At 70.8% G+C, this 16,733-nt stretch carries 17 protein-coding genes and 1 pseudogene; 6 read left to right on the top strand and 12 right to left on the bottom strand.

Annotation, left to right across the window (positions count from 1 at the left end; all coding sequences use genetic code 11):
- Positions 1–32: 32 nt before the first annotated feature.
- The 4 genes from ABVB68_RS27880 to ABVB68_RS27865 all read right to left on the bottom strand — a co-directional run bounded on the left by ABVB68_RS27880 (position 33) and on the right by ABVB68_RS27865 (position 3,481).
- Positions 33–362, bottom strand: a complete 330-nt coding sequence (locus tag ABVB68_RS27880) for a pilus assembly protein (protein WP_353603911.1) — start codon at positions 360–362, stop codon at positions 33–35.
- 199 nt (positions 363–561) lie between these two features.
- Positions 562–1,794: a CpaE/TadZ family protein gene (locus ABVB68_RS27875; RefSeq protein ID WP_353603910.1), complete on the bottom strand. Its 1,233-nt coding sequence runs from the start codon at positions 1,792–1,794 to the stop codon at positions 562–564.
- A 12-nt stretch (positions 1,795–1,806) separates the two neighbouring features.
- Complete coding sequence (cpaB, locus tag ABVB68_RS27870; protein ID WP_353603909.1) at positions 1,807–2,514, bottom strand: Flp pilus assembly protein CpaB; 708 nt, start codon at positions 2,512–2,514, stop codon at positions 1,807–1,809.
- A 124-nt stretch (positions 2,515–2,638) separates the two neighbouring features.
- The gene (locus tag ABVB68_RS27865; RefSeq protein WP_353603926.1) at positions 2,639–3,481 is read right to left on the bottom strand and encodes a hypothetical protein; all 843 of its coding nucleotides are present in this window, start codon (positions 3,479–3,481) and stop codon (positions 2,639–2,641) included.
- Between the two features lie 322 nt (positions 3,482–3,803).
- On the opposite strand from ABVB68_RS27865, the gene ABVB68_RS27860 reads away from it, so the two are divergent.
- Positions 3,804–5,522 carry a chitinase gene (locus tag ABVB68_RS27860; RefSeq protein WP_353603908.1) on the top strand — a complete coding sequence of 573 codons (1,719 nt, stop codon included), beginning with the start codon at positions 3,804–3,806 and terminating at the stop codon, positions 5,520–5,522.
- 429 nt (positions 5,523–5,951) lie between these two features.
- Here the strand turns inward: ABVB68_RS27860 and ABVB68_RS27855 are convergent, their stop codons facing one another.
- Together ABVB68_RS27855 and ABVB68_RS27850 are read right to left on the bottom strand one after the other, a co-directional pair.
- Positions 5,952–6,872, bottom strand: a complete 921-nt coding sequence (locus ABVB68_RS27855; protein ID WP_353603907.1) for an RpnC/YadD family protein — start codon at positions 6,870–6,872, stop codon at positions 5,952–5,954.
- Positions 6,873–6,905: 33 nt separating this feature from the next.
- Positions 6,906–7,319, bottom strand: a complete 414-nt coding sequence (locus tag ABVB68_RS27850; protein ID WP_353603906.1) for an ATP-binding protein — start codon at positions 7,317–7,319, stop codon at positions 6,906–6,908.
- Positions 7,320–7,527: 208 nt separating this feature from the next.
- On the opposite strand from ABVB68_RS27850, the gene ABVB68_RS27845 reads away from it, so the two are divergent.
- The 5 genes and pseudogenes from ABVB68_RS27845 to ABVB68_RS27825 all read left to right on the top strand — a co-directional run.
- On the top strand, positions 7,528–8,379 hold the full coding sequence (locus tag ABVB68_RS27845; protein WP_353603905.1) for a helix-turn-helix domain-containing protein: 852 nt from the start codon (positions 7,528–7,530) through the stop codon (positions 8,377–8,379).
- 8 nt (positions 8,380–8,387) lie between these two features.
- Complete coding sequence (locus tag ABVB68_RS27840) at positions 8,388–8,579, top strand: DUF397 domain-containing protein (RefSeq protein WP_353603904.1); 192 nt, start codon at positions 8,388–8,390, stop codon at positions 8,577–8,579.
- A 244-nt stretch (positions 8,580–8,823) separates the two neighbouring features.
- Positions 8,824–10,191, top strand: a complete 1,368-nt coding sequence (locus ABVB68_RS27835) for a M14 family metallopeptidase (protein ID WP_353603903.1) — start codon at positions 8,824–8,826, stop codon at positions 10,189–10,191.
- A 255-nt stretch (positions 10,192–10,446) separates the two neighbouring features.
- On the top strand, positions 10,447–10,884 hold the full coding sequence (locus ABVB68_RS27830) for a hypothetical protein (protein ID WP_353603902.1): 438 nt from the start codon (positions 10,447–10,449) through the stop codon (positions 10,882–10,884).
- Between the two features lie 69 nt (positions 10,885–10,953).
- A pseudogene (locus tag ABVB68_RS27825) lies at positions 10,954–11,052 on the top strand (VOC family protein); the annotation flags it as partial.
- A 106-nt stretch (positions 11,053–11,158) separates the two neighbouring features.
- Here ABVB68_RS27825 and ABVB68_RS27820 read toward each other — a convergent pair.
- From ABVB68_RS27820 to ABVB68_RS27795, 6 genes are all read right to left on the bottom strand, one after another.
- Entirely contained in the window at positions 11,159–11,590 is a 432-nt protein-coding gene (locus ABVB68_RS27820) for a hypothetical protein (RefSeq protein WP_353603901.1), read from the bottom strand.
- A 31-nt stretch (positions 11,591–11,621) separates the two neighbouring features.
- Positions 11,622–12,377, bottom strand: a complete 756-nt coding sequence (locus tag ABVB68_RS27815) for a hypothetical protein (protein WP_353603900.1) — start codon at positions 12,375–12,377, stop codon at positions 11,622–11,624.
- Positions 12,378–12,452: 75 nt separating this feature from the next.
- Complete coding sequence (locus tag ABVB68_RS27810; protein WP_353603899.1) at positions 12,453–13,928, bottom strand: GntP family permease; 1,476 nt, start codon at positions 13,926–13,928, stop codon at positions 12,453–12,455.
- 411 nt (positions 13,929–14,339) lie between these two features.
- The gene (locus tag ABVB68_RS27805) at positions 14,340–14,750 is read right to left on the bottom strand and encodes a RidA family protein (protein WP_353603898.1); all 411 of its coding nucleotides are present in this window, start codon (positions 14,748–14,750) and stop codon (positions 14,340–14,342) included.
- Positions 14,747–15,508 (bottom strand): IclR family transcriptional regulator, encoded by a 762-nt coding sequence (locus tag ABVB68_RS27800; protein ID WP_353603897.1) that lies wholly within the window; start codon positions 15,506–15,508, stop codon positions 14,747–14,749. The genes ABVB68_RS27805 and ABVB68_RS27800 overlap by 4 nt, the downstream gene beginning before the upstream one ends.
- Positions 15,505–16,698: a sugar kinase gene (locus tag ABVB68_RS27795; RefSeq protein WP_353603896.1), complete on the bottom strand. Its 1,194-nt coding sequence runs from the start codon at positions 16,696–16,698 to the stop codon at positions 15,505–15,507. The genes ABVB68_RS27800 and ABVB68_RS27795 overlap by 4 nt, the downstream gene beginning before the upstream one ends.
- Positions 16,699–16,733 lie beyond the last annotated feature (35 nt).

Genomic DNA, 16,733 nt, shown 5'->3' with positions numbered 1-16,733 from the left:
TCCGTGTGCGCGCTTCGCGGCGGTACGACATCTCAGCGCTTCACCTCCTCGACGGCACCGGCGTGGCCGGTCACCCGGGCCGGGAAGTCGATCAGACCGGGGAAGAGGACGGGGACGTGCAGTGTCACCTCGGCCGTCACGTAGCCGCTCTGGGTGCAGTTCACTTCGGCACCTCCTCGCCAGGCCGCCGACAGGTGCTTGAGCCCCGCGGCTGAGCAGGCGGCCTGTCGCGCCCCTCCCGGCGGTGCCGCCGTGCCCGCCCGTGCCGCCTCGTCGGCGGCGTTCCCGGCGAGCGTGAAGGTGTACCCGACGAGGACGGCCTGCCACACGAGCACCAGCGTCAGGATGATCACCGGCGTCATCCCCAGGAACTCGATGGTGACCTGCCCGCGATCCCCACCCCGCTGCCCGGGCCGCTTCGGGACCCGTCCCCCGGGCCGCGTCCCGGGCCGCCTCAGGGCCCGTCCCCCGGGCCGCTTCGGGAGCCGCTTCTCGGGCCACCTCAGGACCCGTCCCTCGGACCGTCCCTCGGGCCGCTTCAGGAGCCGCTTCATGGGCCGCTCACTCCTTCCGCCGGCGGAATCCCACCGCCGGCCGGCCCGCGCCCCGGTGCGAGCCCTCGCCCGCGTTCGCCAGCCCCAGCTCCCCGGCGAGCGCCCACAGCGCCTGCTTCACCGCGCTCCTGCCGTCGAGTTCGTGCACCCGTCCCGCGTCCACGACCCCCTGCAGCTCCTTGAAGTTGGCGGGGATCGCGGTGCGCGCGACGGCCGTACCGGTGATGCGCTGGACCAGGGCCGGCTGGATCTCCGTCTGCCGGGTGTGCCGGTTGACGACCACCGTCGTCTCCTCCGCCTTGCGGATCTGCAGCCGGTCCCACATCCGTACGGTCCGCTTGGCGCCCCGTACGGCGATGACGTCCGGGGTGACGACCAGCAGGGCGGTGTCCGCCAACTCCACGGCCGCCGCGCTCGCCCCGTCCAGTCGGGCGCCGCAGTCCACCACGACCACCTCGTAGCGGGACCGCAGGGCGCCGAGGATCTGCCGGGCCGCGCGGTCGGTGACCTCCTCGCCGCGTTCGCCCTCGCCGGGCGCGAGGAGCAGGGCGACCCCGGTGTCGTGGCGGAAGACGGCGTCGGCGAGGACCCGGGGCGAGATGTCGGTGATGGTGGCCAGGTCGACCACCGACCGGCGGAACTGGATGTCCAGGTAGGAGGCGATGTCACCGGTCTGCAGGTCGAGGTCGACCAGGGCGGTGGACCGGCCGGAGGCCTGCGCGGCGAGCGCCAGCTGGACGGCGGTCAGGGTGGCACCGGTGCCGCCCTTGGCGCCGCTGACCGTGACGACCGTACCGCCGGCGCCGCCGAGGACGTCGGCGCCGTTCCCGAGGTGCCGTCGTACGCCGGTCGACCACTGGGCGACGGCCTGGACGCGGCCGGCCAGTTCCTCGTACGACAGCGGGAGCGCGACCAGGCCGCGGGCGCCGGAGTCCATGGCGGCGGCGAACAGGCCGGGGCTCGCGTCGGTGGTGACGAGGATGACGCCGACGGCCGGGAAGCGCAGGGCGACCTCGCGGATCAGCTCCAGGGCCGGGACCGGGCCGATGCGTTCATGGACGACGACCACTTCCGGCAGTTCCTCGATCGAGTCGGCGGCGAGCCGGGCGAGGGTGTCGAGCAGCTGGGTGGAGTCGGTCGCCGGTGGCTGCGGTTCGGCGTCGGGCAGCTGGCTGAGCAGGGTGACGAGGGAGCGGACGGCGTCCGGGTCCGCGCCGGCCGGGAGGATCCTGGTGGGCATGCGGGCCGCCTCTCACTTGTCCGTCGCGAGTTCGTAGGTGCGGTCCTTGTCGGGAACGCTGGTCTCGCTGCCGGGGGCGACGAGCGCGAGCCGGACGCGCTGGGCGAAGGACTCGGCGTAGGTGATCCGCTGGGCGTCCAGGGTGGACAGCGCGAAGGTGATGGGCACGGCCTCGGTGGGCTGCTGCTGGTTCTTGCTGCGGTCCGGGTCGAGGGCGGTGATGCGCCCGACCTCGAGGACGCGGGTGTTGGTGACGATGATCTTCGACTGGTCGGGGTCGCCCTCCTTGCGGCCCTCGAAGGTGGCGTAGACGTTGACGCGTGAACCCGGGGTGATCTTCCCCGCCACGCCCGTGGCCGCGTCGATCATGATGGCGACCTCCTGCTGGCCGGGCTGGAGGGCCGGCCGATCGACGACCATGTCGGTCTGGAGGAGGGAACCGGCCCGCAGCGTGGTCACCGCGATCTTGCCGCGGATCTGGCGGAGGTCGGTGACGGCGTTGCCGGACAGCCACCGCTTCGGCATCTCGATCTTCTCGAACTGGCCCGTGTCCAGCGTGGTGTACGGCTCGACCTTGGTTTTCACCCGGTAGGCGGTGACCTCGGGACCCACCTTGGAATTCACGTCATGGACGACGGAGAGCACGCCGGCGAACGCGCCCAGAGCGCACAGGGCCGACAGGATCAGGAGTATCACGCCGCGGCGCTGACGGGAGTTCATGAACCGTGCAACCTCATTGGGGGAATCGGTCGAGCGGGATGTGAAGGTGTCCGGGTCGGGCGGGCTGGTCGGGCGGGAGGCAGGGCGGTCGGGAAGGGTGCCGCCGGTCGGGCGGGGTCCGCCGTCAGGCGGGTGTGCGCCGTTCCAGGGCGCGGGGCGCGGGCGGTTCGGGGTCCGGCGGGCCGGCCGAGCAGAAGACGCAGTGGTCGCCGATGACGTCGAGGCCGCACCAGTGGCAGCTGGTCCGGCGTACCGAGGCGACGAGTTGGTACAGGACGGACAGGTCGGCGAGGTAGCTGCAGAACTCGACCATCCGGCCGGTCCCCCACCACACCGGGGACTCCGCGGGCAGCGGGATCTCGCGCAGGCCGTGCACCTTCCACTCCGTGCCCAGGCCGGCGGCCCAGTCGGTCTGCAGCTGCCCCTTGGCGACGAGCATCCAGGTGCTGAACTCGGGCCCCTTGAGCGTGGCACCGGGCCCGATCCGCACGAGCTGCGGTTCGGGGTGGGCGAGGACCGCGAACTGGCTGCCGGGCATCCAGGACTTGGCGTGCGCCTTGAGCCCCACCGGGACGCGGTCCAGCTTGGCGACGGAGCCGAGGACGGCGCCGGCGTGGACGTAGTGGGTGAGCAGGCGGCCGGCGGAGGCGAGCACGCCCGGGCTCAGGTCGCAGGAGGCGAGCTGCCGCAGCTGCCGGGCCAGCACGGCGACGCCGAGCGGCGGCAGCTCGGGCCGGAAGAAGGCGATCCGGTCGCTCTCCAGCAGTGAACGCAAGGTCCGCAGCCGTCGTACGACCGGTTCCGGGGCAGCCGGCGAGCAGACGACGATCAGGTATCCGTACTGCTCGGTGTGGGTGTGGAGTTCGGTCAGGACATGGTCGAGCGGCCGCTGGTCGAGGTCGCGCAGCACGACGGCGGGCACCGTCCGTTCGTCCTGCGCCGGCAGCGCCATGTCGGCACTGGTCACGGCAATGGCAGTTGGCACGCGCAGCTCCCCGCTCTTCACACCCGCCGGCCCACCGGGGTAACTCCAATGCGCCAGAACGACTTCATTGCGTGACTACCCGAGCACTGTATCCACGCTTGTGTGACCGGAGAACAGCGTTTGTGAAGCTCGCGAGCAACTCCCCGGGGGCAACTCGCGCCAAATCCGGACAGGTTGCGTCGGCGAGCCGGGACAGTTTTGGTCTGGACCTCTTGACACCCCGATTGGTCTGGACCAACTTGTAGGCCAGCGGTGGCCACCGTCGCTCACCCCCTCCCCGCCGAACTCCCCACCGGAGGCTCCAGTGGACCGCGTACCAGGCATACCCAGATCCCGCAGACGGCGGCTCGCGACGTGGTCCGCCGCCACCGCCCTCGCCCTCTCGGTCGCCGGCCTCGCCGCCGCCTCCCCCGCCTCCGCAGCGGACGTCAACAACGCACGGAACGCGGGCTTCGAGTCGGGCCTGGCCAACTGGACGTGCACGGCCGGCAGCGGCACGACCGTCTCCTCCCCGGTCCACGGCGGGGCCGCCGCCCTGAAGGCGACGCCGGCCGGCCAGGACAACGCCCAGTGCAGCCAGACGGTGGCGGTCAGGCCCAACTCGACGTACACGCTGGGCGCCTGGGTCCAGGGCGGCTACGCCTACCTGGGCGTGACCGGCACGGGCACGACGGACGTCTCGACCTGGACGCCCGACTCGGCGTCCTGGAAGCAGCTGTCGACGACCTTCACCACGGGCGCCTCCACCACCTCCGTCACGCTCTACACGCACGGCTGGTACGGCCAGGCCGCCTACTACGCCGACGACGTCACGGTCTACGGCCCCGACGGCGGCGGTGGCGGCGACCCGGCCCCCACCGTCCCCGCCGCTCCGGCCGGCCTGACGGTCTCGGGCACGACCTCCTCGTCGGTCTCCCTGTCCTGGTCGGCGGTGTCGGGCGCGACCGGCTACAACGTCTACCGCAACGGTACGAAGGTGACGGCGGTGTCCGGCACCTCGGCGACCGTGACCGGCCTGAGCGCCGCCACGTCGTACTCCTTCCAGGTCACGGCGACCAACGCGGCGGGCGAGTCGGCGAAGTCGGCGACGGTGACGGGCACGACGGCCTCCGGGAGCGGGGGCGGAGGCGGCGGCACCCTGCCCAGGCACGCGGTGACGGGCTACTGGCAGAACTTCAACAACGGCGCCAAGGTCCAGAAGATCTCGGACGTCCCCTCCGCCTACGACATCATCGCGGTGGCCTTCGCGGACGCCACCTCGACGCCGGGCGCGGTGACCTTCAACCTCGACTCGGCCGGCCTCGGCGGCTACACGGCCGACCAGTTCAAGGCGGACATCCGGGCGAAGCAGGCAGCCGGCAAGAAGGTCATCGTCTCGATCGGCGGCCAGAACGGCACGGTGTCGATCAACGACTCGGCCTCGGCGGCGAACTTCGCGAACTCCGTCTACTCCCTGATGCAGACGTACGGCTTCGACGGCGTCGACATCGACCTGGAGAACGGCCTCAACGCCACCTACATGACGCAGGCGCTGCGCTCGCTCTCGTCGAAGGCGGGCTCGTCCCTGATCATCACGATGGCCCCGCAGACGATCGACATGCAGTCGACGTCGAACTCCTACTTCCAGACGGCCCTGAACATCAAGGACATCCTCACGGTCGTCAACATGCAGTACTACAACAGCGGTTCGATGCTCGGCTGCGACGGCAAGGTCTACAGCCAGGGCTCGGTGGACTTCCTCACCGCGCTCGCCTGCATCCAGCTGGAGGGCGGTCTCTCCCCGTCCCAGGTGGGCCTCGGCCTCCCGGCCTCCACGAGCGGGGCGGGCAGCGGCTACGTCTCCCCCACGGTCGTCAACAACGCCCTCGACTGCCTGGCGAAGGGCACGGGCTGCGGCACCTTCAAGCCGTCCCGCACCTACCCCGACCTGCGCGGCGCGATGACCTGGTCCACGAACTGGGACGCGTCCGCGGGCAACGCGTGGTCGAACTCGGTGGGAGCGCATGTGCACGCGCTGCCGTAGCGTGAGCGCCCCCTGAACCCCAGCGCCCGGACCGGTGCGGTCCGGGCGCTGCCGCGCGGGGGCGCTGGGCGCGGGGCGCCGGTCGCCGTGGTGCGGGGGCGCCGGCGTGCCGGGACGCTGTTGCGCGGGGGCGCCGCTCGCATCCCACTGTCCGAGCCCGCCAGCCCCTGGCTTGCCATCCCGTCCGGCTCACCGACCCGCTCCGGGCGAGTATCGGAAGCCCGCTGACAGTTCTGCGCCAGGCGTCCCGCCGCCACGCACACCACCGACCCGAAAGCCCGACGCCGGGCTGGGCCACGACCGTTCCGGGCCGTTCACCCGCTTCTCTTCCGTCCTGAAGCAAGGCGTGTCAGGGGTGGGCTCATGGGTCAGGCGAGCACCCTTGACTCGCGACACTTCCATGAAGCCGGCGACCCAACGGCCACGTCCTCACTCCTCGGCGAACAATTCCGCCGCGTCGGTGGCGTGTACGGCTCGCTGGGCCCAGGTTTCCAGCCGGTCGAGGTCGGTGCAGGCTTCGACTCGCTCGCGGACGGCTTCGGGTACCGAAATGCCGCGCCATTCGAGGATGCGGAGCGTCATCTCCTGGCGGTCCTGGATACGGCCCTGCTCCAGGCCCTGCTCCAGGCCCTGCTCCAGGCCCTGCTCCCGGCCCTCTTCGCGCACTTGTTCGGCGAGGGGGTGTCGCCAGAAGTACTGGATCGCCGTCATCAAATCCCTCCACATCTGCTTCGCCTGGGTGTCGGTCAGGCAGGAGTCGACGAACTGCACGAAGACCGCGGCACTGTCGGGGTCGATGGTCCGCAGGGCGGTTGCCAGGGACTCCAGTATGGCCGGAGCCTGCCGGCCACGCCCGTGTGTCATGGCCGAGAGCACCGCAAGGGGTACGTCGCGTTCGGCCTGCCGCTCGTCCGTGATCACCGGCACGTTGTCCGGGCCGAGTACCAGCGGACGTACCGTGAGCGAGTCCCAGCCGGGGAAGCCGAGCCGGATCGGCTGCGAGGCCCACTTCGCCGTGGCACTGCTCTGCGTGATGACGATCAGTACGGGCTCGCAGCGGTACTTCTCATAGAGGTAGGACAGGTAGTAGGGCCAGCTGCCCCGCTTACGGTCGTCCACCTTTCCCTGTGACTCCACCACGAGCAGGTAGGTGCCCTCGTCCGTCTCCGCGCGCAGCAGCGTGTCCACGCGCCGCTCGACGGGCTCGATCTCGGTGAGGTCCACGTTGAGCGCGGCGATCTCGCGTGGTTCGGGGAAGGGGACGTGCAGCACCTTCTGTAACGCCCGGGTGAGCAGCGCCGGATCCTTCTGGAAGATCCGGTGCAACGCCTCGTGCGACGAGCCGACCATCAGCTCTCCTTTCCGTACGACGTGGTCAACGAGCTAGGCGGCGGCGAGTTCGCACCACACGTACTTCCCCCGGTCCCCGAACCGGGCCGACGGCTGCCAGCCCCAGTAGTCCGCGCAGGCCCGCACCAGGGCCAGACCCCGGCCGTCCTCCTCCAGCCCGGGAATCAGGTCCACCGGTCGGGGAGGAGGCGGTGGGGCGGGGTCGGTGTCCCACGCGCCGATCCACACCACGCCCTGCGCGGTACGGCGCACTCTCAGCGCGGCCGGCCCCTTGGTGTGCCGTACGGCGTTGGACACCAGCTCCGCCGCGAGCAGCTCCGCGGTATCGACCAGGCCGATCAGGCCGTGCAGCGTCAGGATCAGGCGCAGTGTGCGCCGGCACACCGTCACGGCTTTGACGTCGTTGGGGATGTAAAGGGTGTAGTCCCAGGACTCGTGGTGGGGCATGCGTCATCAACTCCCGTACGTGGCAGTGGGATCTGAGCGTGCGGTGGCAGTGCCGCAGCCGTCAGGGCAGGACGGAGCGGTGCGCTTCCGCTGCGTGTACTTCGCGTCACCGAAGGTAGGGCCACATTTTGGGACCGCGCAAGTCGCTGCGTAATCTTCACCCCGAAAGAGACCGCACCGCTGGGCAGTCAAAAGCCGGAGGAAGAGCATGGCGCGCAGGAAAGAGCCCACCGCACGCCAGGGGCGCCTGGGTGCTGAGTTGCGGAAGATGCGTGAAGCGGCAGGCCTCAAGGGTCGCGAAGCCGCCGCGCTGCTCGGCACGGACTCCGCCCAGGTGAGTCAGATCGAGGTCGGGACGGCGGGCGTCAGCGGTGAGCGTGTGCGTCGGCTTGCCGCGCACTACGCCTGCACGGACCCGGAGTTGATCGACGCGTTGGTGGCCATGGCCGCCGACCGCACATGCGGTTGGTGGGAGGAGTACCGGGGTTCGCTGCCCAACTCGTTCCTGGACCTCTCCGAACTCGAGCACCACTCGAGCTACCGCTGGGACGTGGATTTCCTACACGTCCCCGGTCTCCTCCAGACTGAGGCGTACGCACGGGCTCTCTTCTCCTACGTGAACCCCGACTTCCCGGACAGTGAGCTGGAACGCCGGGTGGAGCACCGCATGCGGCGCAGGGTCATCATCGAGCGCCCTGAACCAATCCCGTACGAGACCGTGATCCATGAAGCTGCTCTGCGCATCAGGGTCGGTGGTCGCGCGGCGGCCAGGGCGCAACTGGTCCGCATTCTGGAGCTGACCGAGGCCCCTCACGTCACCGTGCGCGTCATCCCCTTCGATCTGGACACCTTCGCGGGCGCGGGCAGCGCCATGGTCTACGCGGGCGGTCCCGTACCCCGACTGGACACCGTGGTGCGCGACGGGCCTCACGGCACGCTCTTCATCGACGCCGAGGCACAACTCGACCACTATCGAACACTTTTCCGTAGGGTAGAAGCGGTGTCACTCGAACCGGGGCGTTCCCGTGACTTCATCCACAAGCTGGCCCAGGAGCTGTGAGGCGCACCATGACCAGACCGTGCACATGGCGGAAGTCGTCCTTCTCCGGAGGCGGTGAAGGCAATGCGTGCCTCGAAGTCGCCCACCTGGACACCCGCATAGCCGTTCGCGACTCCAAGGCTCCCGACCGAGCCACCCTCGCCTTCCCGGCCGCCTCCTTCACCCGCTTCCTCGAAGCTCTCAAAGAAGCGGACCGGTAAGGCCCTCGGCCGGCCGGCGACGCGGTCAGACCGCGGCGTCTCCCTGCGCGGCGCCGGCGCCCGCCCGCGGCGAACGGTTCGCGCCAACGGTCACGTTCGGGCTTGACCTGTTCATGCCATCGACTCACCATGACGCCAACCCCGCACAGCGGGCCCACAGGGAGCCCCACGAAACGGCTCCGCTGCGGTCCGCACCCCGCACGTCGCACTGGAACACCCCCACCTCCACCCACAAGGAGCGTTCATGCGACTTCGCATCCGCGGCTCAGGCGCGCGCGGCAACAGACGTACCGCCGCCCTCGGCGCGCTGCTGGCCCTCGCCCTCGCGGCCCCCGTCTCGGCCACCGTCGGACAGGCCAGCGCCGACAGTCCCCGCAGGTCCGCGCCCTCCGGGGACGACATCGGGCAGTACGAGATCCACCAGAGCACCACCCCCGTGACCCGTACGGCCATCCAGGCGGCCGGAGTCACCGTCGACGAGGCCGACGAGGAGACCGTCGTCGTGTCCGGGCGGCCCGGGCAGATCCGCGAGCTGCGGCGGCTCGGGTACGACGTCAGCCCGCTGGGTGCCGCCCCGCAGCGGCCCGGGCAACGGCTGCGCGACTTCCCGTCCTCCGACGCGAAGTACCACAACTACGCCGAGATGAACGCCGAGATCGACCAGCGGATCGCCGCCCACCCGGGCATCATGAGCAAACGGGTGATCGGGAAGTCGTACCAGGGCCGGGACATCGTCGCCATCAAGGTCAGCGACAACGTCGGGAGCGACGAGAACGAGCCGGAGGTCCTGTTCACCGCCCACCAGCACGCCCGTGAGCATCTGACCGTGGAGATGGCCCTGTACCTGCTGCGCGAGCTCGGCGCGGGATACGGCACCGACTCCCGGATCACGAACATCGTCGACAACCGGGAGATCTGGATCGTCCCGGACCTGAATCCGGACGGGGGCGAGTACGACATCGCCACCGGGTCCTACCGATCATGGCGGAAGAACCGGCAGCCCAACTCCGGTTCCTCGTCCGTCGGGACCGACCTCAACCGGAACTGGGACTACAAGTGGGGCTGCTGCGGCGGGTCCTCGGGCAGCAAGTCGTCCGAGACCTATCGCGGCGCCTCCCCCGAGTCCGCGCCCGAGGTGAAGGTCGTCGCCGACTTCGTGCGCGGCCGGGTCGTCGGGGGCGAGCAGCAGATCAAGGCGGGCATCGACTTCCACACCTACAGCGAGCTGGTGCTGTGGCCGTTCGGGTGGACGTACGACGACACAGCCCCCGGGATGACCGCGGACGACGCGGCCGCGTTCAAGGCCGTGGGGCAGAAGATGGCCGCCAGCAACGGGTACACGGCGGAGCAGTCCAGCGACCTGTACATCACCGACGGGTCCATCGACGACTACCTGTGGGGTACGCAGAGGATCTTCGACTACACCTTCGAGATGTATCCGACGTCCAGCTGGGACGGAGGGTTCTACCCGCCCGACGAGGTCATCGAGCGGGAGACCTCCCGTAACAGGGACGCCGTGCTGCAGCTGCTGGAGAACGCGGACTGCATGTACCGGTCGATCGGCAAGGCCGACCAGTACTGCGGTCAGCGGCCGCTCCGTCGCGGCCGCTGAGCGTTCCCCGGCCCCGTCGGCCTCCACCGGCTCCTCGGCCTCTTCGAAGCGGGCGCACCCGCACGGCCGTCCGCGACCCGAAGGCCCCCGGCGGCGCGGTCCTCACCTTCCCGGCCGCCGGCTTCGTCCTCTTCATCGATGCCCCGGAGGACCCGGCCGCGCGTACGGGGCGGTGGGCCGGGCCAGTTGGAACGGGCGCCCCCGGTTCTGCCAAGATCGCCTTTCAGGCAGATTCACTTTCGAACGGGGATCAACGTGACGACACGACTGGCCGCACGCATCGCGGTGGCGACGGGGGCCGCCGCCCTGGCCGTCACCACGGCCACGGGCTCCGCCTCGGCGTCCTCCTACGTCAACAAGGACACGCGGGGCTGCTCCAGCACGCGCAGCTGCGCGTACGGCATCGCCATCCACTACTGGTACAAGAAGGGCTCCAACAGCCGAGGCGTCTCGTGGGTCGACGCGACCAAGGAGACCAACTCGAACAAGGCCTTCTACGCCCGCTGGCTCTACCAGAAGCCGGGTGGCAAGCAGCACGTCGGCAAGAGCTGGAAGAAGGCCAAGGACTACGGCTACTTCATGGAGGTCGACTGGAACGCCGCCGAGCACAAGGGCCCCGTGTTCCCCAAGAACACCAAGATCTGCATCCAGTTCAAGGGCTACTCGACGCAGCTCTGCAAGACGCTCAAGTAACCGGGCAGCCGAGCCAGGGCCCGTTGCGCAAGCGGATCGTCTGTCAGACCTGCCTGGGACGCTCCGAGCATGGAGATGACCGTGCAGCTGACGATCGACTGCTCAGATCCGCAGAGAATGGTGGCGTTCTGGGCCGAGGCCCTGGGCTACGTGCCTGAGCCCGCGCCGGGCTGCCCAGCCGTGAACGAGTGGCTGTGACCGGCACCCGCCGCCAGGTCCTGTCTGACGATTCGCGTCGTGGCCCGAAGGGAGCGGCGCGCATTGTCGGACAGGCCTAGAGCTCGTAGTCCTGGGCCAGCTCCTCCCAGCGAACGCTGCGCAGCGCGAGGGCCGCGTCCTCGCCCGACGGGACGTCCAAGCCGGCCTGGAACCAGACCACGATGAGCGCGGAACGATGCAGCACCGGGTCGAGCTCAGGAGCGATCGCTGTCGAGCGGAAGGCACCGAGACAGGCTACGGAAGGCAACACCTCGACGGGGCCGAAGGCGCCGGCGGTCTGGTCCGGGTACTCGCGGGAGGGCGGAATCAGATGGACCGGCGTGGCGGGAAACGCACGTTCGGCCTGCCACCGGAGGCCGCTGACCCTGATGTCGTTGATGGGCTTGCACGGGTAGCCCTCCAACATCCCTCCGTAGGTCGAGGACATGCGCAGATCGGTGAGCTCGATCGAACGGCCTGACAAGAGGGCTGTGCGGGTCAGGGACATGACGACACCCTATGCGCACGCATCACTTCCGCTACCCGGCCTGGTCGGACTCCCCGTCGTCGAAGTACGCGTCCAGCACCGCGTCGAGCTGCCCGTCCCATTCCTCGAATCGGGACCTCGCCTTCGCCTCGACCTCGATCGGGTACCACCGGCGGTCAGGGGTGTGCACGGTGACCGTGTAGCGCCTGCCGAAGCGGGGCGACTCCGTCTCGATCGCGGCGATCTCGTCCCAGCGGAACTCGCAGGACTCCTCGTCGAGGCTGAGCCGGACGCCCCTGCGGTCGGCCACGATCCTCGCGCGGCGGTCGGCGGCCTCGAACACGGGGCCTTCGGCCGCCTCGTCCTCGTCCGCCGGCTCCGCCGGCCGGGCGCCCGCTTCCGCTACCGCGTCCGCGTCCCGCACCGCGTCCTGTGCCTCGGCCTGCGCAGGAACCGCGGCTTCAGCCGGAGCCGGCGCCGGAGTCGTGATGCCGGGGATGAAGGCCGGGTCGAAACCGGCCCCCGTCACGGGCTCGGCCTTCACGGGGCCGACCGTGACCGAGGTGGCCTTCCCGGACCCGGCCTTCACCGAACCGGCGCCGGGTGACCCGTCCTTCACCGAACCGGCGTCGGCCTCGGCCGATCCGGCCCCGGCCGACCCGGCGTTCGCCGGAACCGCCTTCGCTGGATCGGCCTTCGTCGGCTCCGCCTTCACGGGCTTCGCCTTCCGCAGCTCGGGCTGTGACGGCTCGGCCTCCGTCGGCTCGCCCTCGGACGGCTTGCTCTTCGATCCTATGCGCTGCTCCACGGCGGCAGTATGGACGACATTCCTGTGCCGGAACCAGTCAGCCCGCCCATCACTTCGGCAACACCCGTGCGCCGCCTACACGAACAGGCTCATCACCGCCGCCACCGCGAACCCCGCCACCGACAGCACCGACTCCAGGACCGTCCAGGTCCTCAGGGTGTCCCGTTCGGTGATGCCGAAGTACTTGGCCACCATCCAGAAGCCCCCGTCGTTGACGTGTGAGGCGAAGATGGAGCCGGCGGAGATGGCCATGATGACGAGGGCGACGAAGGCCTGGGAGTGGTGGCCCTCGGCGAGGAGCGGGGCGACGATGCCCGCCGTCGTCACGATCGCGACCGTCGCCGAGCCCTGGGCGACCCGCAGGACCAGGGAGATCAGGTACGCGAGGACGATCACCGGCAGACCCACGCCGTTGAAGGTGTCCGAGAGCGCCTGGGCGACCCCGCTCGCCTTCAGCACGGCGCCGAAGACGCCGCCCGCGCCCACCACCAGCAGGATGTTGCCGACCGGCTTGAGGGAGGAGGTCGAGACCGCCTCCAGGGACTTGCGCGACCAGCCCCGCCGGATGCCGAGCAGGTAGTAGGCGAGCAGCAGGGCGATGGTGAGGGCGACGAAGGGATGGCCGAAGAACTCCAGCACCGAGCGGCCCGCGGAGGGGTCCAGGGCGATCGAGGAGAAGGTCGCGGCGAGGATCAGGATCAGGGGCGTACCGATGATCGTGAGCACCGTGCCGAGCGGTACCGGCTTCTCCCGCGGTTCCACTCCCTGGGCGCGCTGTTCGGCCACCACCGCCCGCTTGGCCTCCTCGGCCGCCTCGACCATGTCCTGCGGTACGGCGACGAAGATCCGCTTGCCGATCCAGGCGGCGTACGCCCACGCGGCGAGCACGGCCGGGATGCCGCAGACGATGCCCATGAAGATGACCCAGCCGAGCTGGACGTGCAGCAGTCCGGCGGCGGCGACCGGGCCGGGGTGCGGCGGCAGGAAGGCGTGGGTCATGGACAGGCCCGCGAGGAGCGGCAGGCAGTAGAGGAGGATCGACTTGCCGCCGCGCTTGGCGGCCGCGTAGACGAGCGGGGCGAGGACGAAGATGCCCACGTCGAAGAAGACCGGGATGCCGAAGATCAGGCCGGTCAGGCCCATGGCGAGAGGGGCCCGGCGTTCGCCGAAGAGGTTCAGCAGGCGCGAGGCGAGGACTTCCGCGCCGCCGCTGACCTCGAGGATCGCGCCGAGCATGGTGCCCAGGCCGATGATGATCGCGACGTGGCCGAGGATGCCGCCCATGCCGGACTCGATGGTGGAGACGGCGTCGGAGCGCTGGACGGTGCCGAAGAGTTCGGTGACCGACAGGCCGGCCAGCAGGCCGACGGCTATGGAGACGGTGAGCAGGGCCACGAAGGGCTGGAGTCTGACCTTGATGATCAGGAAGAGCAGCAGGGCTATGCCGAGGCCGGCGACGGTGAGGAGGCCGGGGGTGCCGTCGAGCAGGAGGAGCAGACCGCCGGTGTGCGGCGGGGCCGCGGGCGCGGCGGTGGCGAGCGGGAAGGGCATGCGGAGGTCCTCTGGGTAAGTGCATGGTGCTTTCGGGCAGGGGGGATCACGGCACGGCACCCCGGGGGGTGCCGTGCCGTACGAGGTGCGGAGAGTGAGGGGGCCCCTGGGGTGCGGGGCCGTCAGGGTCACGGCCCTCAGGGTGCGGGGCCGTCAAGGGTTCACGGCCCTCAGGGTGCGGGGCCGTCAGGGATTCACGGATTCACGGCCCTCAGGGGTGCAGGGCCGTCGGGGGTGCAGGGCCGTCAGGGGTGCAGGGCCGTCAAGGGGTGTGGGGCCCTCAGGAGTTCACGGCCGTCGGGGCTCAGAGCCCTCAGGAAACTCGAGGTCTCCTGAGCCTCTGAACCTCTGAGCCCCAGAGCCTCAGGAGACGAGGCCTCGGAAGCTCAGGGGCCTCGAAGGGTCGGCGCCTCAGCCGAGTACGGCGAGCGCGTCGATCTCGATGAGGAGCCCGGCCGGCAGGCCGACGTAGACCGTCGTGCGGGCGGCGGGCGGCTGGGTGAGGCCCTGCTCCTCGAAGTACGTGTTGTAGATGTCGTTCATCTCGGCGAAGTGGTCCACGTCGGTCAGGTAGACGCGGATCATCATCACGTCGTCCCAGCCCGCGCCGCCCTCCTCGAGGATCGCCTTGACGTTGGCGAGGGTCTGCAGGGTCTGCTCGCGCAGGGTGGGACCGGCCGGCGTCGGGGGCTTGCCCTCCTCGGCGGGCAGGAAGCCGACCTGGCCGGCGACCTGCAGGATGTTGCCCTTGCGCACCCCGTGGGAGAACTTCGCGGGCGGAGTGGTGTGGGTCTTCGGGGTGAGCGCGGTCTTGTCCGTCATGCGGGGTCCCTTACTGGTGTTCTGCCGGAGTACTCGCCGCTGATCGCGTCCGCCGTACGGCGCACGAGCGGGAGCAGGGTGAGGAGTTCCTCGGCGGTGACGACGACGTTCGGCGCGGACACCGACATCGCGGCGACCACCCGGCCGTCGGCGCCGCGGATGGGGGCCGCGACGCAGTTGATGGACTCCTCGTGGCCGCCGAGGTCGGTGGCCCAGCCCTGTTCGCGCACCTGCTCCAGCTCCCGCAGGAAGGCGGGGGCACCGGCGGTGGAACGGGCCGTGTAGAGGGGGTAGTCGAGCTTGTCCGCGAGGGCGCGGCGCTCGGCTTCGGGCAGGTCGGCGAGGAGGAGTTTGGCGACGGCGGCGACCGTGATGGCCACCGGCTTGCCGATGCGCGAGTACATGCGCACGGGGTAGCGGCTCTCCACCTTGTCGATGTAGAGCACCTCGCCCTCTTCGTACACGGCGAGGTGCACGGTGTGTCCGCACTGCTCGTTCAGGCGGGCCAGGTGCGGGTGGGCGATCTCGCGGATGTCGAGGTTCTCCATCGCCTCCTGGGCGAGGGCGAAGAGGCGGGCGCCGAGGCGGTAGCGCTGGTCGGACTGGCGGTAGACCAGGCCGTGCTCGTGCAGGGTGCGCAGGAGCCGTAGCGCCGTCGACTTGTGGACGCCCAGGCGGTCGGCGACCTGTCCGAGGTCGGCGGGGCCCTCGGCGAGCAGCGGCAGGATGCTCAGGGCGCGGTCGACGGTCTGGCTCATGGGGTGTTCGCCTCCTCGGGGGCCTGCTCGGCTTGCGTCCAGCCGGGGCCGAGTCGAAGTCTCCCCCATGCCGCGTCGTCCAGGGCGGCCAGGCGGTCGGCGTGGCCGCGCGCGGGGGGTGCGGCCAGGTCCCCGGGTGTGGTGAGGGCGGCGGCGGCGAAGAGGTGGCCGTGCCGGAGGCGGTCCCGGACGGGCAGGCCGCGCAGCGTGGCGGAGAGGAACCCGGCGGCGAAGGCGTCCCCGGCGCCGATGTGGGAGACGACGTCCACGTGCGGGGGGCGGACGAACGTGGCGGTGCCGTCGGCGTACGGTGCCGGGCGGGCGTCCCGGGCGAACACGGTCGCTCCGCCCCCGCCCCCGCCCCCGCCCTGGCCGTCCGGCGCAGAGTGGGTTTCCCGGGCGACGGCCGCTGTGTCCCCGCCCTGCCCGTCCGGCCCCGGGCCGGTGCCCCGGGTGAACACGATCGCTCCGCCCCCGCCCTGTTTGACGACGACGATGCCCGGCTCGGGCAGTGCTTCGACGATGGCGGGTCCGCCGTGCAGGCCCCAGGCGTCGCGCGCCTCGTCGTCGCCGACGAACACGATGTCGGCCCGGCGCGCCAGTTCCAGCAGGACGCGCGGTCCGTCGGCGTCACGCCACAGCGCGGGCCGGTGGTTGACGTCGAAGGAGACCAGCGGACGGCCGGGCCGCGGTGCGGTCAGCTCGCGCATCAGCTCCAGGCACGGCGCCGACAGCGCCGCCGTGATGCCGGACAGGTGCAGGACGCGTCCCGCCCGTGCCGCGGCCAGGTCCACGGTGTCGACGGCCATCGCGGAGGCCGCGGAACCGGACCGGTAATAGGCCACCTCGTGGGCGTCGGTGGCCCGGTCGGCCGCCGTGCGGAAGTAGATTCCGGTGGGCCGGGCCGGGTCGGCGCGTACGGCCCCCGTGTCGACCCCGTACCCGGCGATCCGCTCCACCAGGTGCTGCCCGAACCCGTCGGCGCCCACCCGGCTCACCCAGCGGGCCGTGTGTCCGGCCGCCGCCAGCACGCAGGCCACGTTGGACTCGGCGCCGCCGATGGCCCGCTCGAAGGAGGGCACGTCGGCGAGGCGGCCGGGACGGCTGGGCAGGAAGGTGACCATGGACTCGCCGAGCGCGACGACGTCGACGACCTCGGGGGCGGCGCTCGGATGGCCTTCGGCGGTCACGATGGTGGGGGCTCCTCGTCGGTTCCGGGAGGGGG

The sequence above is a fragment of the Streptomyces sp. NPDC096012 genome (assembly GCF_040426375.1).
Lineage (GTDB): Bacteria > Actinomycetota > Actinomycetes > Streptomycetales > Streptomycetaceae > Streptomyces.
The sequence above is the reverse complement of the archived record's forward strand: the minus strand, read 5'-3'. Positions and strand labels throughout refer to the sequence as shown.